This is a genomic window from Leucobacter manosquensis (assembly GCF_018304845.1).
Lineage (GTDB): Bacteria > Actinomycetota > Actinomycetes > Actinomycetales > Microbacteriaceae > Leucobacter > Leucobacter alluvii.
The window spans coordinates 16853-33501 of sequence record NZ_JAFEVO010000002.1; the positions used below are offsets into that span (position 1 = coordinate 16853).

Here is a 16649-nt window from a genome sequence, read left to right on the forward strand (position 1 = left end):
AGATAAAGAGCATGCTGGGGTGAGAACAGTATGTGATCCCAAATTCCTCTCCGTGCCGCGGGAGTGCGGTCGGGCTCGTACCGTTTTCGGTCTTGGTCGTAAGTCGGCACAGAGACTCACTTGAGGTTTCCATCCGGCACGTAGCCCCACTCGCGCAACGGCAATGTCATGAGCTGACTCTCACTGGTGTCCCTGTCGAGTAGTCAGAACGCAACCTCGATCGAGCCGTCACTGTCGCTGCTCGACTCACTCGACATTCGTCCACGACACTGTAGGCGAATGTCGTGTCGCTGAATGTCGAGTTGCAGTCGCTGTCTCGGAAGCGCCTCTGAAACGACACTGACAGCAACCAAGAGGATCCGCGGATTCGAGCTGCACGACATCAAGCTCTGCTCCTCGCGACAAGCAATCATGGCGGTAGGACGACACCGCTGACGATCGTCCTCCCTAGCGAAGTGTCTCCGGTGGACGTGGTCAACAATGTCGCGACGCGACATTTGCCTGGCGATTGCACTGTCCCGTATCGCGTCATAGCCAGAGGACATATGCGAAAGAACCACTCTCGACCACGTTGGATCTAGAGCGTCGTCGACACTCAGTCGTAGACGCGAATAAGACCCTCTGGACTTAAAGTTGCATCAGAAGCCGCCGAATGCAATTTTAGGCACTTAAAGTTGCACCGGCCGATCTGGTGACCGTCCGCGCCTACCGAGCCACTAGATGCGGTTCCCTGACGTCGTGGTACATTCTCATAACACTTAGGGTTACATCTGCATACTCTAGTGTTATGCAGAGGGTGAGCGAGTTTGCGAAGGCCAAGGGGATCAGTCGCGGTCGCGCGTACCGGCTGGCGAACTCGGGGGCGCTGCCCGCGTTCAGACTCAGTGATGGCAGCATCATTCTCGAAGACGCAGCGGTGGAGTGGCGACCGCGCAATGCGCGGCCGCTGTCATACCGCATGGCATGGTTACTGCTCGGAATCCTCAACGGCGAGAACCTTGCTGGGATTCGGGACGCTGAACGAGCTCGACTTAAACGCCACATTCAAGAACTCCGTGATGCGGAGAGCCCAGCTCGTGTACTCGCAACGAAGGTGTCGGCTCGTGCCGGGTTGCAGGTGTTTTTCGCGCACCCAGAAGACGCCAGAGAGATGCGAAGCGACGATCGAATCCTTCTTTCTGGAGTCGGCGCACCGGGATCGGGCATGATGGCCGGCGATGTGGTGGAGGGATATGTCGCGCCGTCCGCGATCAAGGACCTGAAAAGTGACTACCTGCTGCATGAGCAAGTTGATGGAAACGTCCGCCTGCGCATAGCTGAGGTACTCACACCGGGGAGGGCCGCAATCGCTGCTGACCTCGCTGATTGGGGCCGCGCACGCGAAATGCGAGAGGCCAATCGGATCCTCGACGGGTTACTTTAGAAACGACGACGTAACAACTCCGATCTCACCAGCCCTATTCGGGACGGTGCACCCGCTGGGTATGCCACCCCAAATGCACCACCGAAACCCTGCCTCGTGCGAGCAACAGATATCACCTCAGGTGGCGAGGCTCAGCAACGGTGACAGGATCTTTCGAAGTCATCCAGCAAGAGCGGCTCGGGGGCCGACGCCCTTCGCGCCTCCAATGTCGGTGGTGGTGTTTATGCTGACCAGTAGCTGCCACTACGGAGCTCAACACCGGCATCAGCACAGACAAAGGAGTCACGATCATGGTTTCAATCCCCACTCTTACTTGCCCCTATTGCCGCCACAAGTTTGTAGGTGTGAAAGTGACGCAGCACGGTCTCATGCGTTGCGGAAACTGCGGTAAGACTATCCGCGTGTAGCCCGCTAAGGGTTTCCTCCGCCTATCCGAGAAGCAACAAGTGGGCGCACTTCGGATAGGTGGAGGAAACCACTCTGCGCTGAGGAGATGGGCACATGAGCAAACAGATGAAACGCGTTAGGACGATGGCTGCAAGAAGCAGTCGACTCACTCCAGGCGCTCAAAGAAGCCATACATGGCGTATTCCTGGGCCAGAGAATTGATCCCGGTGACAACTCCAGTTTCGGCAGCGAAATGAAAGAGCGCCATCCCGGTTTGGTCAGCGATCTGAATTGCTGACGACGGATATTGGCCGCTGGTGAAGAAGAGCGGCGCCCTACGGTCACCGTCATAACTTGCGACACCAATAAACTCACGGATGTCAGCAATACCCACCGAGCCAACGTAGAGCTTTACCTGCGAAATGAAGTAAGTCGACGTTATGTCGATGCCGCCATCGCCACTGGCTTGCGTGACGGTAGAGTCGCTTGCTCCCATGTGCAGAAGCCAATCTTGCACCCACAACTCTGCTCCAATCGGCGACAGCCCGTAGCGGACTGGTTGAGGTGCGTGATGAGTCTGCTGCCAGAGTGCGAGACTTCCCGCGTGTTGCTCGAGCCGCTCTCTTCGCTGACGGCGCCTTTCCCGTGCGTTCTCCACAGCGCGTATCATTCGGGCCGCCTCAGCGATTGCGGCCCCATACAGGTCGCGAATGTTGAGTTCCGCCCAGTTTCTGGGATGAAACGGGAGTTTTCCTGCGATTTGGTCGTGTACGGATGACAGAATGATCGATTCTGTCGTGATACGGATAGACCCATAATGAGAGCGAGCCGGAAGGCCTTGATCGTCGTAGAACGTTTCGTTCTCGACTACTGCGAGGTCGGCCATTAGGCGGGAGTATGTGAGCACAGAAGCGGCAAGTCCGAGGGGAAGATGTGGCCCACCGAACCATAGCCAAGCGTTACCGATGTGCTCCGCCACATAGCTCGTTATCGCGGCGCGAACCTCATGCGACACCTTGCCATCTGAGGTGGGAAGCCCCTGGGAGAGTAGCGTCTGCCAAAGATGTTCCCGTAGTTCCTCACTGCGGACGTGCGGCATCCGGTTCTTCCTCAAGAAAGCCGCCACAGTGTCATCCCGCGAAACCATCGAGCAGGCAAGTTGATGATTTCTTAGGGCCAGGTGGAGGTCATTGAAAAAGACCTCCGACTGCCAGTCCGGGTCATGCATTCTAATCTTCGATATCGCGAGCTGCAGCGACTCATCACCCAGCGAAATCAACTCAGGCCATTTTTGAGGACCCATGAGCGGAGCCTGAGCCCACATCCGACCTATCTGATACGCGGGCCCAGCGACATACCGGTACGCTCGTTCTCGACTCCATGCCATTACAAGGCTCCGTTTCAGGACTGAAGGACGCTGGCGAAATTGATCACAACAGGTCAGTTTCGCTATCGTCTTCTACGACGGGAATATCGCGTCGTTCATACTTACTGCGAACCTCGACGTGGTGGGTGACTGATGTTGCGGCGAGGATCTGTTCGATCATCTTTGTCATGAACTGTTCGGGGCGGACGTCCTCGGGAACATGATCGAGATTGACGCTCACTGTTGGGTCATCGTCTGACCAGCTGACGAGGGCGAGGCCTGTGGCGGTGTAGCCGTTGCCGCCGCCGATGTCGCGGAGTTTGCGCATCATGTCGACGGTCTTCTCGAATGCCTCGGGCTCTTGAGTGAGGATGGTGTCGCGCTGGACGAAGAAGAACCCGACAGCAGCGAGTGGGTACCGGCTCCGGAGGTTGCCGGCGTCTCCGTAAGCCTCTTCGAACCGGTTGCTGAGGTTCTTACCGAACGACGACACCATGGTTTTAGTGCTGAGGAGGAGCTCGGGGCCCCGATCCCAGCGGGCGATCGCGACATCGACTTGCTTGTCGTAGGCTCGGCCCAGTACTTTCGCGTCCGTCGGGGCGACGACAGGCATAGCCATGAGCTTTGCTCGCACCTCCTCAGAGAGCGCGCGTGGCAGTTTTTCAAGGAGTACGGCAATGTCGCGGGGCACGACGCGTGGTCGTGTTGCGCGTGGCCAGACTTCGTCAGGACCGAAACCGGATCGGCGGAGTTCGTGAGCCAACCATGAATCGACACCGTTGGCGAGGGCACCGCTGGCCCATCCCTTGTTCGCAGCAACCGGGATAGTAAGAAGACTTTCGGCAAGTCGGTAGTCCGGCGCGTACACGGGTCGCTGTCCAGGTCCGTGAGTCCACGGGTCGCTGAGGAGCGCCGCAGCAAGCGTGGCATCAAACGGGGTAAACGAATCCGGCTTAATTACCATCGGCCTGCGCCTTTCCGCCGCTGCGTCCGCGGACCGTCCTACGCGACGTCAGAGCGCGGTGATCTGCACGAAGCGCGTCCAACTCGAGCGTCGAAAGCACGCCCTGGAACAGGATCTTGTCGACCAGCGCGACTGCACCGAGAAGGTCCTTTCTTTGCAGAAGTCTCTGTACGCGCGGTTTCACCGCTGCAAGCGCATCGCGATGCTCAGTAAGCAGGGCAGGTGAAGGCATCCACCACCGGTCTGCCTCTCTCGGTTCAATCTTCAAGATCCCGCCGCCATAAGAGCGTCCAACGAGTTCTGCAGAGAGCAACGTCATCGAGTTCAGCGATGCTACGGGGAGCACATCGCGGCCGATATCGCGCAACTCCGAACGCAAGTAAACACCGTGAATGCTGTTCAAATGGCGGGCCCCAGCTTTGTTGGTGGTCAACCGCGCAGTGTCCGCGTTCATGCAGGTGAGGAAGAGATCTGGCGCATCAAGGATCGGGACGCGCCACCAGGTCTTCCTGACGCGGCATTTGTACGCCTGATCGACACCGGTAGCGTGTCCGAACTCGATGTAGCGCAGCGTGGCCTCTGCAGGGGTATTGCTTGGCCAGAGAAGCCAGGTGGGCTGGTCTCGTTGCCCGAGGCGGGTCAGGCCGGAATCCGTGAGCGTGAGCCCTCGGAGGTGAGAACTACCCGGAGGGCTGATGCGGAGCAAGTCACGTCGAGGAATGCCCAGTTCCCGGACACGCGCCGGCGAGAGAGCGAAGAACCGGTTCCCACCGGTGACCGCGCCGAGCGTGGTGTCGCCGTAAATCTCAAGCGGCCCGAAGGCGTCATCTCCTGCGAGGCGGGACATGACGGTAGCAGTGGAGTCAGACAGAGCCATCGGTGTCCACCGGTCGCCGGCATCGATCGGCGCCCAGCTGGTGCCAGATTCCAGCACCTCAAGGGTCGTAGCGTTACGGGTTTGTCGCAGCGAGGCGCGACCGTTCGGAGCCTGCTTCCACCCATCGGCCTTGACCAGCACGGTGTCCGCTTCTGCGTCAGGGAACACTTGCTCGTCGAATACGACAAGTTCGACGCTGGCGAAGCTCTCCAGCAAGAAGCGTCTGATCGGGGCCGCGTAGTTCACGCTCAACAGCTCTGCTGGAAGGACTAGGCCGAGCCGGCCACCTGGCTTCAGGAACCCTGCGGAGTGAGCAACGAACGCCGCCCAGCTCGACGACAATCCAGTGAGGGCGACGCCTTGATGCAGGGCGGCGAACCGGGCGCGGTCGCGCTGCTCGCCCGTCCACTCCTGGTACCGGATGAATGGCGGGTTTCCGATGATTGCATCGAACGTCGGGGTGGGGTCGACGAGGAAGAAATCGCTAACCGTGATCTCTGCCTGACCACCGATCGCCGCGACCATCGCTTGTGCGGCGTGTGCGCTTGGTTCATGGATCTCGACACCATGCACCATCGGTTCGGTCGCACCAAGCGTGATCAGACGCTCCACAGCGGCAGTCAGGAACGCGGCCTCACCGGTGCTGGGTTCAAGCACGTTGTCCGCGGAGGTTCGGATCGCCCACTGGGCGATGTGCTGAGTGATGCCGTCCGGGGTGAAGAATGCACCTCGTGCTTTTCGCGCTGCTAACGTATCGGTCAGGGCGGGCACATCAGAGTCATGGAACACAGCATCACACTATGGGATAAGCCACCGACATTGCCTTAGCCGGACGGTTATAGGGAGCCTTTGAAAAGTAAAAGGGCCGATCTCACTGAGGAGTGGACTCCCAGCGAGATCGGCCGCTACTTCCCGCCTGGACGAGCCCAAGAGCCGCGAGACCATGGGCCTGTTCGCCCCGGCTCCAACCCTGATCAGGTGTGGACCCCGGAAAGTTCGAGCCCGGAAATAGCGTGGATTAACCACCATGGTCATTATAGCATACGTTTGCAAAACTGCGCAACTGTTGTAACTGGACCCTTTACTTAGGTCTAACTGGACCCCTATACTTGCCCTAACGGAACCCCTAGAGAGGTACTGTCCGTCATCCCGCGTCAGTACTTGCCGGCAGTCTACCGGAAAAGCGAATTTGGCAAAAGGAGCACACGATGAGCGACCGTCTCGCGGAAACGGTGACTCGAGATTCTTGCCCAATCCGACGTACCTTCGTTGAGCGTGCACCGGATGATGAAAGCCCCACGCCCCTCATGGCGCTTCTCCGCACGAGAGGGTCAGCTGGAGGCAAAGGAGGAGCACTCCGAATCACGCTATTGATGACTTTGATCTGGGTAAATGCGCGTCCTCCATACACAACGAGCCGTGTTGCAGCGTACTGGGCCGAGCTGTTGGACCGAGATAGCCCGAAAGAAGAGGGCGCTCGCGCTATCCGCGATGCGCTTTCCGAACTCGAACAACGCGGGTTCGTTACGCTGAACCATTTTGGGCCGAAGACACATATTGAACTACACAACGAAGCGACCCCTGTCGACGACGATGGGTCCATCGTGCCTTATGCACCACCATATGGATCCCAGTCTTATCTGTCTGTACCACGAGCTTTTTGGGTGAACGGAATCGCTGGTCAACTTTCAGGAGCGGGCGTAGCGATGTATCTCTGCGCACTAGCCATGACGCGAACCGACAAATTCGAATTTTTTATTGCTGGCGCCCACTTCGAGGAAAGGTACGGAATCTCACGCTCAAGTAGAAAGCGAGGGCTCGCAGAACTTATCGACATGGGCGTTCTGTCTGTACGGTCAGAAGAGTCGCAGGACGGTGCCACCGCAAGAACTCTGCGGCGGAACATCTACCGTCTCAACAAGCCATATAGGCAACCAACCGCGTGGATCGATGATGAAACCCGACGTAAACAAGCAGCGATAGCGAGAAACCGACAGAATCTACGAGAAGCGCTTAGACGACTCGGCGCTGTGTCCAACTGAACGGTTCCCATCACTAATGAAGCCGCTAATACTGTGCCTCAGAACTCCGCGCAATCCGTGCGGAATGTGAACAAGTCGGGATCTCGTCGTTAGCAGTCAGTTTCTAGAAGACAGCTTCAAGCGGTGAAACCCACGCATAGAACACGGGTCCTGAGCCGAATAGATACTGCATAAAAGACGACTGAAACGCAAACATAAATTACGACTAGCGCTGCCAAATTCTTCCCGGCTTCACAAAAAGCACGGACGGGCATCGGTGTTGTTCTCACTCTTTTGCTCTTGGCGGCCCATGATGCAAGTATCAGCTCGTGCGAAATAACGACGACCTACTAGATCTCCTTCGGAACGCGAAGCCGAACGAGCCCAAGTCATTTCTGGAACGGCGACCTGCACTTCTGCCGCTCATCGTGGTCGCCGTGTTCGCTTTGATCGCGGTACTCGACCTCCCCTACGGTTACTACCAGTTCTTTCGAGTTTGGGTACACGCGGCATGTGTGTTGATCATCGTTCATGCGGTAAGAGCACAGAAACCAGGATGGTCAATCGTTGGTGTGATTGTGAGTGTCACTTTCTTTGTCGGTGCTACTGCATCACTACCCCAAACCACATGGATGGTGATTGACGTCATCGTCGCCGTCGTATTTATATTCTCCGGCTGCTTTATACCTGAAGTGAGAAACACCAAAACCGAATCGGGAAAGCCCCGATGGCCTTGGTGGGGAGTGACACTTCTCATCGCAGGTTTGTTCGCGATCCCCTCAATTATGGGCGCCTTCAATTCTGACGCGAATGACACTGTTTACAACGACGAGTATGACTACGAAGACTCGTGCGGTTTTGATCCGTTCACGAACGATCCAACGTGCTAGGTGAATCCTCCAGGCGCACAACTTGCGCTCTTGCTGATGAGGGCGGGCGTGAAGAAGTTTCTGAGTGTGCTGGTCGCGGCCAGCATGGTCCTGGGTGCCGCGTGCATCGCAACCGCATTGCGCCCGCGCACGGGGCGCTTTCGGCCGGTCAGTCAGTCAGTGCGTAGAGGTGGCCCTATGGCCCAAGTAGACGTTGTGCCGGAATTCATCACAGCAGCAGCAGATATACGTGGCCCCTACCGGTACTCGCTCACGCGCGTCTGGGACACTGCTCTCCCCCAGCTGACGTATATCTTGCTGAACCCCAGCACTGCCGACGCGACCAAGCTCGATCCCACCTTGAAGCAATGCGTCAAGATCGCGAAGTTCAACGGATTCGGCAGCATGCTAATTCTCAACCTCTACGCGTATCGGGCAACTAAACCAAAGGACATGAAGGCCGCAACTGACCCGATCGGGCCCGAGAACGATCTATTCCTTGCAGCAGCGACGGGCACCGTCGTCGGAGGATGGGGCAACCACGCAGATCGCTCCCGAGCCGAATTCGTCAAATCGCTGCTCCCCAACATGAAGGCGCTGAAGGTCAACGCTACGGGGCATCCGAAGCATCCGCTCTACGTCTCAGGAACGACACGTTTGATCGACTGGCTACCATCGCCATAAGCGGGCCATCTAGAACTTCTCGCGCTCAAGATGTCGATAGATCGTAGCGCGGCCGACTCCTAAGGTATCGGTGATCTCCTGCACTGTATGGTCGCCGGTGTCGTACATGGCTCTCGCCTGCTTGATCTGGTTCTCCGTCATTTTCGGACGTCGGCCACCTTTACGACCTCGAGCTCGACAGCGGCAAGACTGTCCTGTCTGCGTTCTACGATGAGGTCATACTCGAATTCAGCGATTTAGGCGAGCATATAGAGAAGGAACTGCCTTCCATCTGGGGCAGTTGCAACGCTTCCTTGCGAATGAGCCTTCGAGCCGACCCCCTATTAGTCGCCTCCAGCGCTATTCGGCCCTAGTACGCTCTTAGAGTAGCTCTTTCGCACATGGCCTCTGCCACGCTTCCACTCTCTAAAAAAGTCAGCGGTGGCTACTCGAGATCGCTCAGCAACTTCAAGAAGGCGCAGCGCTTTCTCCACCGATGAGTTCAGCTTGTCGACCGCATCCCAGTATTCGTCGCCTCGTGTGTTGGGAGCCGGCTTAGCGATTCTTTTATAGACACTTTGACGAAATTCGACCTCCCGCACAGGTGCGACGAGTTCGTTGAGATGACGTGCATATTCCATGGCGGGAGCAGCTATGTCAAAGTCTCGCCAAAAGATCATTTTTTGCTGCCAACGTGGTGACGCGAGCCCACTGCTAAGCCGAGAGATTGACTCGACGTAATTTGTGAGCTCAGAACATGACTGCTCTGTGACTTGCCTAGCGTGCACCTCATTAGTTAGTTTGCGGAGAGCATCTGCGAAGTCGTATGCGGAGTTCGCGAGAGTCAAAGCAACCTTGACTTGATATTCGTCAAGGCGAGTACTCTCTTCGACCACTGATTGCCCAAAAGCATTGATAGCCGCAGTGAGAGGCCGCATGAGCACTGAGGGGGATAGGTCTTCCATAGCTTTACCCTAAGAGAATTGTCGGTTTTCCTTATTACTTCTGGTGGAGCTGTGGAAACGTGCAACTTTCTTGCGCCCAGGAGAGAGCCGCTGAGATTCGACTTTTCCTACCCTCAATATGCGAGGAATGAAGTAACTTGCGGCGATGCCTGGGTTCCGGCCACGGTGCATTCCATCACCATTCCACTAACTTTCGTGCCGTACTCGTTCTTTGGAGTGATCTCAGCCTTCAAGAACCACTCGTCATTCTCGAGACGTTCTGCAAGTCGTCCGGCGAGGGAATGCACCTTCACGCCATAGGGGAACTGCGTCTCTGCGTAGTAAGTGCATGCTAGCCACGCATCAATTGCGTCAACTCCACCTGATGTGGTCTCGACTGGAGGCGGTGTGTACTTCTTCTTCTCAACCTTGACGATAACCTTCGACCCGAGGTCGACCTTCTTCCCAATAGCCGGCGAGGTGCTCATGACCTGCCAGTTCCCAGGTGCAAACACAGATTTACTACCACCGTCGAACTCCGCCTTCAAACCGACGCTCTCGATCAGCTCTTCAGCTTGTGCACCATCCAGCTTTGAAACATCAGGCACAAGGACCATTGATGCTTCCTTCTCGGCTTTTTCTTTCGCCGCGCGTTCATCTTCGGCTTTCTTCTCGGCAGCGGCTGCAGCTTCTTCCTTTTCCGCCTTCTCGGCAGCTTCCTTCTCGGCTTTCGCTTCCTCGGCTTTCTTCTCGGCAGCTTTCGCCTCTTCGGCCTGCCGCTTTTCGGCTTCTTTCTTCGCTTCAGCCTCCTCTGCGCCAAGCTTCTCGGCCCACTGCTCAGCCTGTCGAGATTGCTGCGCTGTCGCGAGCTCGTCTGCCGGAATCAAGCCAACACCGATTGTCACGGCGATCGAAGTTACGAGAGCGATTCCCCCGAGGGACACTCCAACAACCGACATCCACTTGCGTTGGTTTTTTCGAAGAGCGAGTACGCCAAGAATGATCGCTGCAAGTGCCACCAAAGCCCCGATGAAAGGCAACCAGCCGATAAGAAAAGCTACACCGCCAGTCACGAGCGAAGCGATGCCGAGACCGTTAGCGGTGACAACTGGGCGCTGAGGCGCTGACGGGACTACCGGTTCAACCTGCGCCTGCTCATCCTGGTACGCATCGGTCCACGCCGTCCCGTCCCACCAACGTTGACGCCCAGAGCCATCATCGTGCCAACCTGCAGGCGTGTTCGACATCTATTTCCTGTTCTCATGCGCGGGTACTTCTACACCAAACTGGATAAGACTTACATAGCAAGTCCAGTGACTGACCGCTTCGCCCCAGATTTCACCCTCGGATTCGCCCACCAAGTTCGAACACGGACCGGTGCTCCCGCAATCTGATCAGATTTGCGTGGTCTTCAATCCCTTGTCTTCGAGGTGGCGGTAGATCGTGGCCCGCCCAACGCCGAAGGTATCTGCGATCTCCTGCACCGTGTGGTCGCCCGTCTCATACATGGCCCGGGCCTGCTTGATCCGGTTCTCCGTCATCTTCGGGCGCCGCCCACCTTTGCGTCCACGAGCTCGCGCAGCGGCAAGGCCGTCCTGCGTGCGCTCGACAATGAGGTCATGCTCGAACTCAGCGATGGCAGCGAGCATGTGGAAGAACAACCGCCCTCCTGGGGTGGTCGTATCGATCCCCTGCGAAAGAGCCTTCAAACCGATCCCCCGTTCCTGCAGTTGGTCGGAGATCTTCTTCAGGTTCTTCACTGAGCGACCAAGTCGATCAAGTTTCGTGACGACGAGGGTGTCACCAGCTCGGAGATACCCGAGAGCCTCGGTGAGCGCGGGACGCTTTGCAAGTGTTCCAGACGCACGATCAACGAACAGTTTCTCGCACCCGGCCGAGCTCAGCACATCTGTCTGGCTTTCAGGATTCTGGTCACGGGTAGAAACTCGGGCGTATCCAATGAGTGCCATGCACTTACCGTATTGCAAATGTACGTTGTGAAACATAGATTAGCGACACGGTTTTTGAGACATGAAACCGTCTTGAACCCAGACCGCCTCACGAATGTCTCGTAAACGACCGTTTTCGGTGGGAGGTCGATCAGCTGAGTGGCGCGGTGCATTACGATCCGGCGACATCGTTCACCGACTGCGATAAGTGGCGGTTATCGTCGCGCCATGCGAAACGTTCGACGCAAGTTCGCAGGGATCTGCGCAATGGGCATCTTCGTGCTCACCGGGTGCCAGGCAGTGCACTCATCTGCCATCCGCGTCAACTTCGATGGGTCGATCGACTACGTCACATGCGTAGCCGAGGCGAGGCCAGTGCAACAACCAACTCAAATGGAATGCTGCGCGCACGGTCCGAGTAAATGGGAGTGCGACACCGATCCGCTCGGGGTCGGTGGGGTTCAATGCTGCTCCTGAATTCAGGAATTAGCGGCTTATATATCCTTCACTAGCACTTAACTGGTTCGTAGGAAACACCTATCTTTATCCCAATTTTACCCCTAAGATCGTAATGGGGCACTATCAGGTTGGCTACTTTCAGCCAGCGTTCAGGGTGTATATCGAAAGGGAGATTGCATATGCCGCGAGATTTGAAATGGAGCGAAGCGCAAAGAAGCGCTTCCCCACGGAGTCGGGGGCTACGTAAAAGGGGGATGAGATTCAGCGCTGGTATCGCATTGATGTCACTCATCACTTCTGCATTTGTTGGTGTTTCTACAGCGGCATCCGCTGCTCCGGGCGATCCTTTTAATCCGGCAGATCCTCAGGTCTTCGTAGCGCAGAACTCCCCTACGCAGCTGTTTCGGGCGGTCAGCGACGCATCGGGAACCGTGAACTTCGCGCCTGAAGGCCCCCCTTCCCCCGCGACTTATAACGCTATTTCTTACCGGACAGCAGACAACTACATTTATGGCGTTGTGAATGGTGGCACACCCGGCTACCCGCAGGGCACACTGCTACGGATCGGACAGAACGGATCCATTACTCCCATCGCATCAGGCCTGGGCGCCACAATCTCGGCAGCTTTTGGCCCCCAAGGGGCGTTCTATTACATAACCGACGAGGGTCTGAACCGGTTTAACGTTGTGACGGGCAATCACTTGGGCTCCGTGCCGATCACTGGAGCCAGCCAGTCGGCAGACATGGCCTACAAGGATGGCTTTTTCTGGACCATGACTGGTAGCACTATAACGAGGATGGATCCGGCGACAGGCGTTGTTGTTGGGTTCCCCGTAGCAGGAGTCGAGACATCCGGTGCAGCCTGGACCTACGGCAACGGCAACCTCGGATTCTCTGCCAACGCCTCCGGTAACGTCTTCCAGGTTGCTGTTGATAATCCCGCATCTGCTGAGCCGACAATCCGAATCCTTTCTGTCGTGAGCGGGCCTGGGTCAACGAACAATGATGGCGCAGCTTCTCCTGGTCTTCCCACCGATTTCGGAATTGTGAAAGAGGGGCCAGAGTCAATTACTGCGGGCGGTCAGGTGACGTACACCCTGACTGTGACCAACAATGGCCAAGGCAACTCATCGGGCTACACCGTCACTGACGCTGTACCGGCAGGTCTGACTAATGTTCAGGCAACAAGCACCGCCAATTGCACGGTCGCTGGCAACGATGTCACGTGCGTCGGTGGACGCATGCTGGCTGGTGCATCCTCCACGATCACAATCACGGCAGATGTCCCTGCCGATATTGCTGAATGCGTAACGAACACAGCGTATGTACTCGGTAATGAGCAGGATCCTAACCCGGACAACAACTCGTCCGAGGTTACTTCCTGCCCGCGTGGCCTCGATATCACAAAGTCCTCAGATGCTACGGCCGAAACAAGGGTCGGTGACACAGTGACCTACACTGTGACAGCCACAAATACCGGTGTTGCAGACTTCACAGCGGATGAGCCTGCTGTTATCTCAGACGACCTTGGAGGCGTCCTTGATGACGCGACCTATAACGACGATGCAGTCGCGGATCAGACAGGCGACTTGACGTTCACCTCGCCGCGCCTCAAGTGGACCGGCGCTCTGGCTGCCGGGGAAACCGTCGAAATCACCTACTCGGTCACCTTGACCGCTGCCGGAGATGGTTACGTGCGAAATGTCGCATTCCCGAACGACCCGGTAAATACTCCCGATTGTGTCGATGGAGCTGATCCGACGACTGGTCTTCAGTGTGCAACTACCGAAACATTGTTGCCGCGGTTGCAAATCATGAAGACTGCCGACGTTACGGATCTGCCCGCTATTGGATCCCCGGTAACTTACACTGTCACCGTGACCAATGCGGGCCCGGGTGACTTCACGGAAGAGAACCCCGCCACTGCAACCGATTCATGGGGTGAAGTGATCGATGACGCGGACATCGCGGACGGATCACCAGTAGCTTCCACCGGCACACTCGTAACTGACGAAGACGGTTTCGCATGGGATGGAGTACTCCTCTCAGGAGAGTCGGCAACGATCACCGCGACGTTCACCTATAACGGCGAGGGCGATCAGAAACTCACGAACCAGGCGTGCGTTCCCACAAATCTTCTCGCTCCAGGTGCAACACCCTGTGTAACTGTAGAGATTCCGGGTTCCGGTTTGTCATACACGAAGACATCAGACCCAGCCACGGGTACGATTGTTCGCGCGGGCGAGGAAATCACCTACTCGTTGATCTTCACTAACACGGGTAACACGCCTGCCACCGTTGATGCGACGGACGATCTTGCCGAGGTACTGGACGACGCCGAACTGACAAGTGCACCGGTGTCGTCAAATGCAGCGGTCACACCCACCGTTGACGGCACGGATCTTCTGATCGCAGGAACACTTCCTGTGGGAGAAACAGCGGTCGTGACCTACACGGCAACCGTGCTCTCGTTTGATCAGCAGGGCGACCATTTGATCGGAAACGTACTGTCTGACACTGGCGGCGTTTGCGCCGACGCGTGTGAGACTGAGCACCCTGTTGAGCATCTGACTATTCAGAAGACTTCTGATGCAGTTGCGGGTGTGAACACCGGCGACACGGTGGAATACACCGTGACAGTAGTCAACGATGGTGGAACGGATTTCACTGCCGACAACCCAGCGATCGCGACTGACGACCTCAGTGGCGTGCTCGACGACGCCGAATTCGATGGCAACGCCACCTCGACCGTTGGCGGCGTAGAGTATGCAGAACCGGTTCTCACGTGGTCTGGTCCTCTTGAGGCAGGCGATTCTGCTTCGTTCACCTACTCACTATTGGTAACGAATGCAGGCGATCACAATCTTGTGAACGTCGCTTCAACGCCTGTGTGCGTCGAAGCTGAGGACTGCACGGTAACGGTTGAGACGCCTCTACCGCACATTGTGTCTGGTAAGACGTCTGATCCTGAGTCCGGGACTGGTTTGGGTGCTGGTGATGTCGTGACCTACGCTCTGACGTTCACGAATGATGGTCTGGCTGCTGGTCCGGTAGACAGCACGGATGATCTCTCCGATGTTCTCGATGACGCTGAGCTGACTAGTGCACCTGTTTCCGACAACCCGTCGGTTACTGTGACTAACACTGAAGCAGCACTGAGAATTGTAGGTGAGCTCGAGCCCGGGCAAACTGCAACGGTCACTTACCAGGTCACGATCCGACCTGATGGGGAACGCGGCAATAATGTCTCGACGAACCTCCTGCTCCAGGACACGCCTGCTGAGCTGATCGACTGTGTCGATGGTGAATGCGTCACGCCGCCACCTCCGTCGACGGAGCACCCGATCGGTGAGTTGGATGATTCCAAGGCTGTCAATCCCGCTTCCGGAACGACATTGCGTCCTGGTGCCACCGCCACTTACACCTTGACCTTCACCAATACTGGCAAGGCTGATGTGGATGTGAACCGTCAGGATGTACTGACCGGTGTGCTCGATGACGCTGATCTGACCTCACCTCCAGTGGCGTCAGATCCAGCACTGACGGTCAGCGACCTCGTTGACGGTCGAGTGACAATCACGGGAACGCTCGCAGCTGGAGAAACCGTAACGGTCAGCTACGAAGTAACTGTTCGCGGAGACGGTGAGCGAGGAGACGACCAGCTCGGTAACTTCCTCGTGAACACCGGGGGTGAGCCCCCGGCATCCTGCGAGGTCGGCAACGATGACTGCACGATGAACTACGTGTCAGACATCAGCGTTCTTAAGAGTTCTAACCCTGATTCAGGAACGAAGGTTCTGCCGGGGGATGAGGTCACGTACACGCTGACCTTCAAGAATCTCTCCAGCAGTAGCTCCGCCGCCGATGTCAGCGTTGATTACACCGACCACATGGCCGATGTTCTCGACGACGCATCACTCACGAATGGGCCTACAGTCAAAGGCACCGTAGCCGCGAAGGCCGACGGAAACAGCATCCTGATCACTGGCGCATTGGCAAGTGGCTCAACGGCAACGGTGACGTACACCGTGACTGTTGGCAAGTACAACAGCGGAAACAACAACCTCGGAAACGTGGTCGCGATGACCGGTGCAGAACCAATCTGCGCCGATAATAGCCCGCTGTGCACAAGCCACTTCGTGAGCGCGCCTCCCGCCGCGCCCTCCGTTCCCGGTCTCCCGGTAACAGGTGCGACACTCGGAACGCTTGTCGGCCTTGCCTTGCTCCTTCTGGGTGGCGGAGCGGCCCTGATGGTTGCTCGCCGTAGGCAAGCAGAAATGAGCTGATAATCTTCAGCTAGCTAAGAGTTCCCCTCTCTTAGTAAGCAGCAGTCCCGGCACCTATTCATTTGATTGGTGCCGGGACTGCTGCCATTTTGACGTCCTACTCATCGAAGAGCGCTGCAATATCGGTGCAGTGGAAGTGAAAAATGCTGTGTAGCGACTATTATCAGTATTTTGAGTGCATTTGTTGTGTACTCACTAAACCTTCATGCGGCTTAGGACTAACACCTCTCAACGCAGGCGTATGAGAGTTACGGATTTCGAGGAGACAACATTGTCAGTTGGGATTAGTCGCGCTCGGCGCGGTGCCATTGCCGCGGCCACCGCGGTGGCCGTCATCGCCAGCGCGTTAGTCCTGGGCCTTGTCTCTCCAGCAGCGCAAGCAGACGCCCTCGTTACTCAACCCGGTGAGCTGGTGGTGAACGGTGACGCAGAGCAGCCGAC

10 protein-coding genes are annotated in these 16649 nt (G+C 56.9%); 4 read left to right on the forward strand and 6 right to left on the reverse strand.

The annotated features are described in order from the left end of the window. Window positions 1-787: 787 nt before the first annotated feature. Complete coding sequence (locus JSQ98_RS14830; RefSeq protein ID WP_211650600.1) at window positions 788-1423, forward strand: hypothetical protein; 636 nt, start codon at window positions 788-790, stop codon at window positions 1421-1423. 553 nt (window positions 1424-1976) lie between these two features. Here JSQ98_RS14830 and JSQ98_RS14835 read toward each other — a convergent pair. The 3 genes from JSQ98_RS14835 to JSQ98_RS14845 form a co-directional block, all read right to left on the reverse strand. Further along, window positions 1977-3113: a restriction endonuclease gene (locus JSQ98_RS14835; protein ID WP_211650602.1), complete on the reverse strand. Its 1137-nt coding sequence runs from the start codon at window positions 3111-3113 to the stop codon at window positions 1977-1979. A 127-nt stretch (window positions 3114-3240) separates the two neighbouring features. Beyond that, window positions 3241-4140 carry a hypothetical protein gene (locus JSQ98_RS14840; RefSeq protein ID WP_211650604.1) on the reverse strand — a complete coding sequence of 300 codons (900 nt, stop codon included), beginning with the start codon at window positions 4138-4140 and terminating at the stop codon, window positions 3241-3243. Next, window positions 4130-5806 carry an N-6 DNA methylase gene (locus JSQ98_RS14845; RefSeq protein WP_346728814.1) on the reverse strand — a complete coding sequence of 559 codons (1677 nt, stop codon included), beginning with the start codon at window positions 5804-5806 and terminating at the stop codon, window positions 4130-4132. The genes JSQ98_RS14840 and JSQ98_RS14845 overlap by 11 nt, the downstream gene beginning before the upstream one ends. A 1561-nt stretch (window positions 5807-7367) precedes the next feature. Here JSQ98_RS14845 and JSQ98_RS14850 point away from each other — a divergent pair. Further along, window positions 7368-7928 carry a DUF6804 family protein gene (locus tag JSQ98_RS14850; protein WP_211650606.1) on the forward strand — a complete coding sequence of 187 codons (561 nt, stop codon included), beginning with the start codon at window positions 7368-7370 and terminating at the stop codon, window positions 7926-7928. Between the two features lie 48 nt (window positions 7929-7976). Further along, a complete protein-coding gene (locus tag JSQ98_RS14855) occupies window positions 7977-8591 on the forward strand; it encodes a DUF1643 domain-containing protein (RefSeq protein WP_211650608.1) in 615 nt (204 codons plus the stop codon). Window positions 8592-8600: 9 nt separating this feature from the next. Here the strand turns inward: JSQ98_RS14855 and JSQ98_RS15190 are convergent, their stop codons facing one another. The 3 genes from JSQ98_RS15190 to JSQ98_RS14870 all read right to left on the reverse strand — a co-directional run bounded on the left by JSQ98_RS15190 (window position 8601) and on the right by JSQ98_RS14870 (window position 11484). Further along, entirely contained in the window at window positions 8601-8732 is a 132-nt protein-coding gene (locus tag JSQ98_RS15190) for a helix-turn-helix domain-containing protein (RefSeq protein WP_346728815.1), read from the reverse strand. A 916-nt stretch (window positions 8733-9648) separates the two neighbouring features. Continuing rightward, window positions 9649-10761: a YPYG domain-containing protein gene (locus JSQ98_RS14865; protein ID WP_211650610.1), complete on the reverse strand. Its 1113-nt coding sequence runs from the start codon at window positions 10759-10761 to the stop codon at window positions 9649-9651. Window positions 10762-10908: 147 nt separating this feature from the next. Beyond that, entirely contained in the window at window positions 10909-11484 is a 576-nt protein-coding gene (locus JSQ98_RS14870) for a recombinase family protein (protein ID WP_211650611.1), read from the reverse strand. A gap of 719 nt (window positions 11485-12203) precedes the next feature. Here JSQ98_RS14870 and JSQ98_RS14875 point away from each other — a divergent pair. Beyond that, window positions 12204-16208, forward strand: a complete 4005-nt coding sequence (locus tag JSQ98_RS14875; protein ID WP_211650612.1) for a DUF11 domain-containing protein — start codon at window positions 12204-12206, stop codon at window positions 16206-16208. Window positions 16209-16649: the final 441 nt, after the last annotated feature.

Excerpts from the sequence above, each read along its gene's own strand:
- JSQ98_RS14830 (WP_211650600.1), top strand. The coding sequence starts at position 788 with ATGCAGAGGGTGAGCGAGTTTGCGAAGGCCAAGGGGATCAGTCGCGGT.
- JSQ98_RS14835 (WP_211650602.1), bottom strand. The coding sequence starts at position 3,113 with ATGGGTCCTCAAAAATGGCCTGAGTTGATTTCGCTGGGTGATGAGTCG.
- JSQ98_RS14840 (WP_211650604.1), bottom strand. The coding sequence starts at position 4,140 with ATGGTAATTAAGCCGGATTCGTTTACCCCGTTTGATGCCACGCTTGCT.
- JSQ98_RS15190 (WP_346728815.1), bottom strand. The coding sequence starts at position 8,732 with ATGACGGAGAACCAGATCAAGCAGGCGAGAGCCATGTACGACACCGGC.
- JSQ98_RS14865 (WP_211650610.1), bottom strand. The coding sequence starts at position 10,761 with ATGTCGAACACGCCTGCAGGTTGGCACGATGATGGCTCTGGGCGTCAA.
- JSQ98_RS14870 (WP_211650611.1), bottom strand. The coding sequence starts at position 11,484 with ATGGCACTCATTGGATACGCCCGAGTTTCTACCCGTGACCAGAATCCT.
- JSQ98_RS14875 (WP_211650612.1), top strand. The coding sequence starts at position 12,204 with ATGTCACTCATCACTTCTGCATTTGTTGGTGTTTCTACAGCGGCATCC.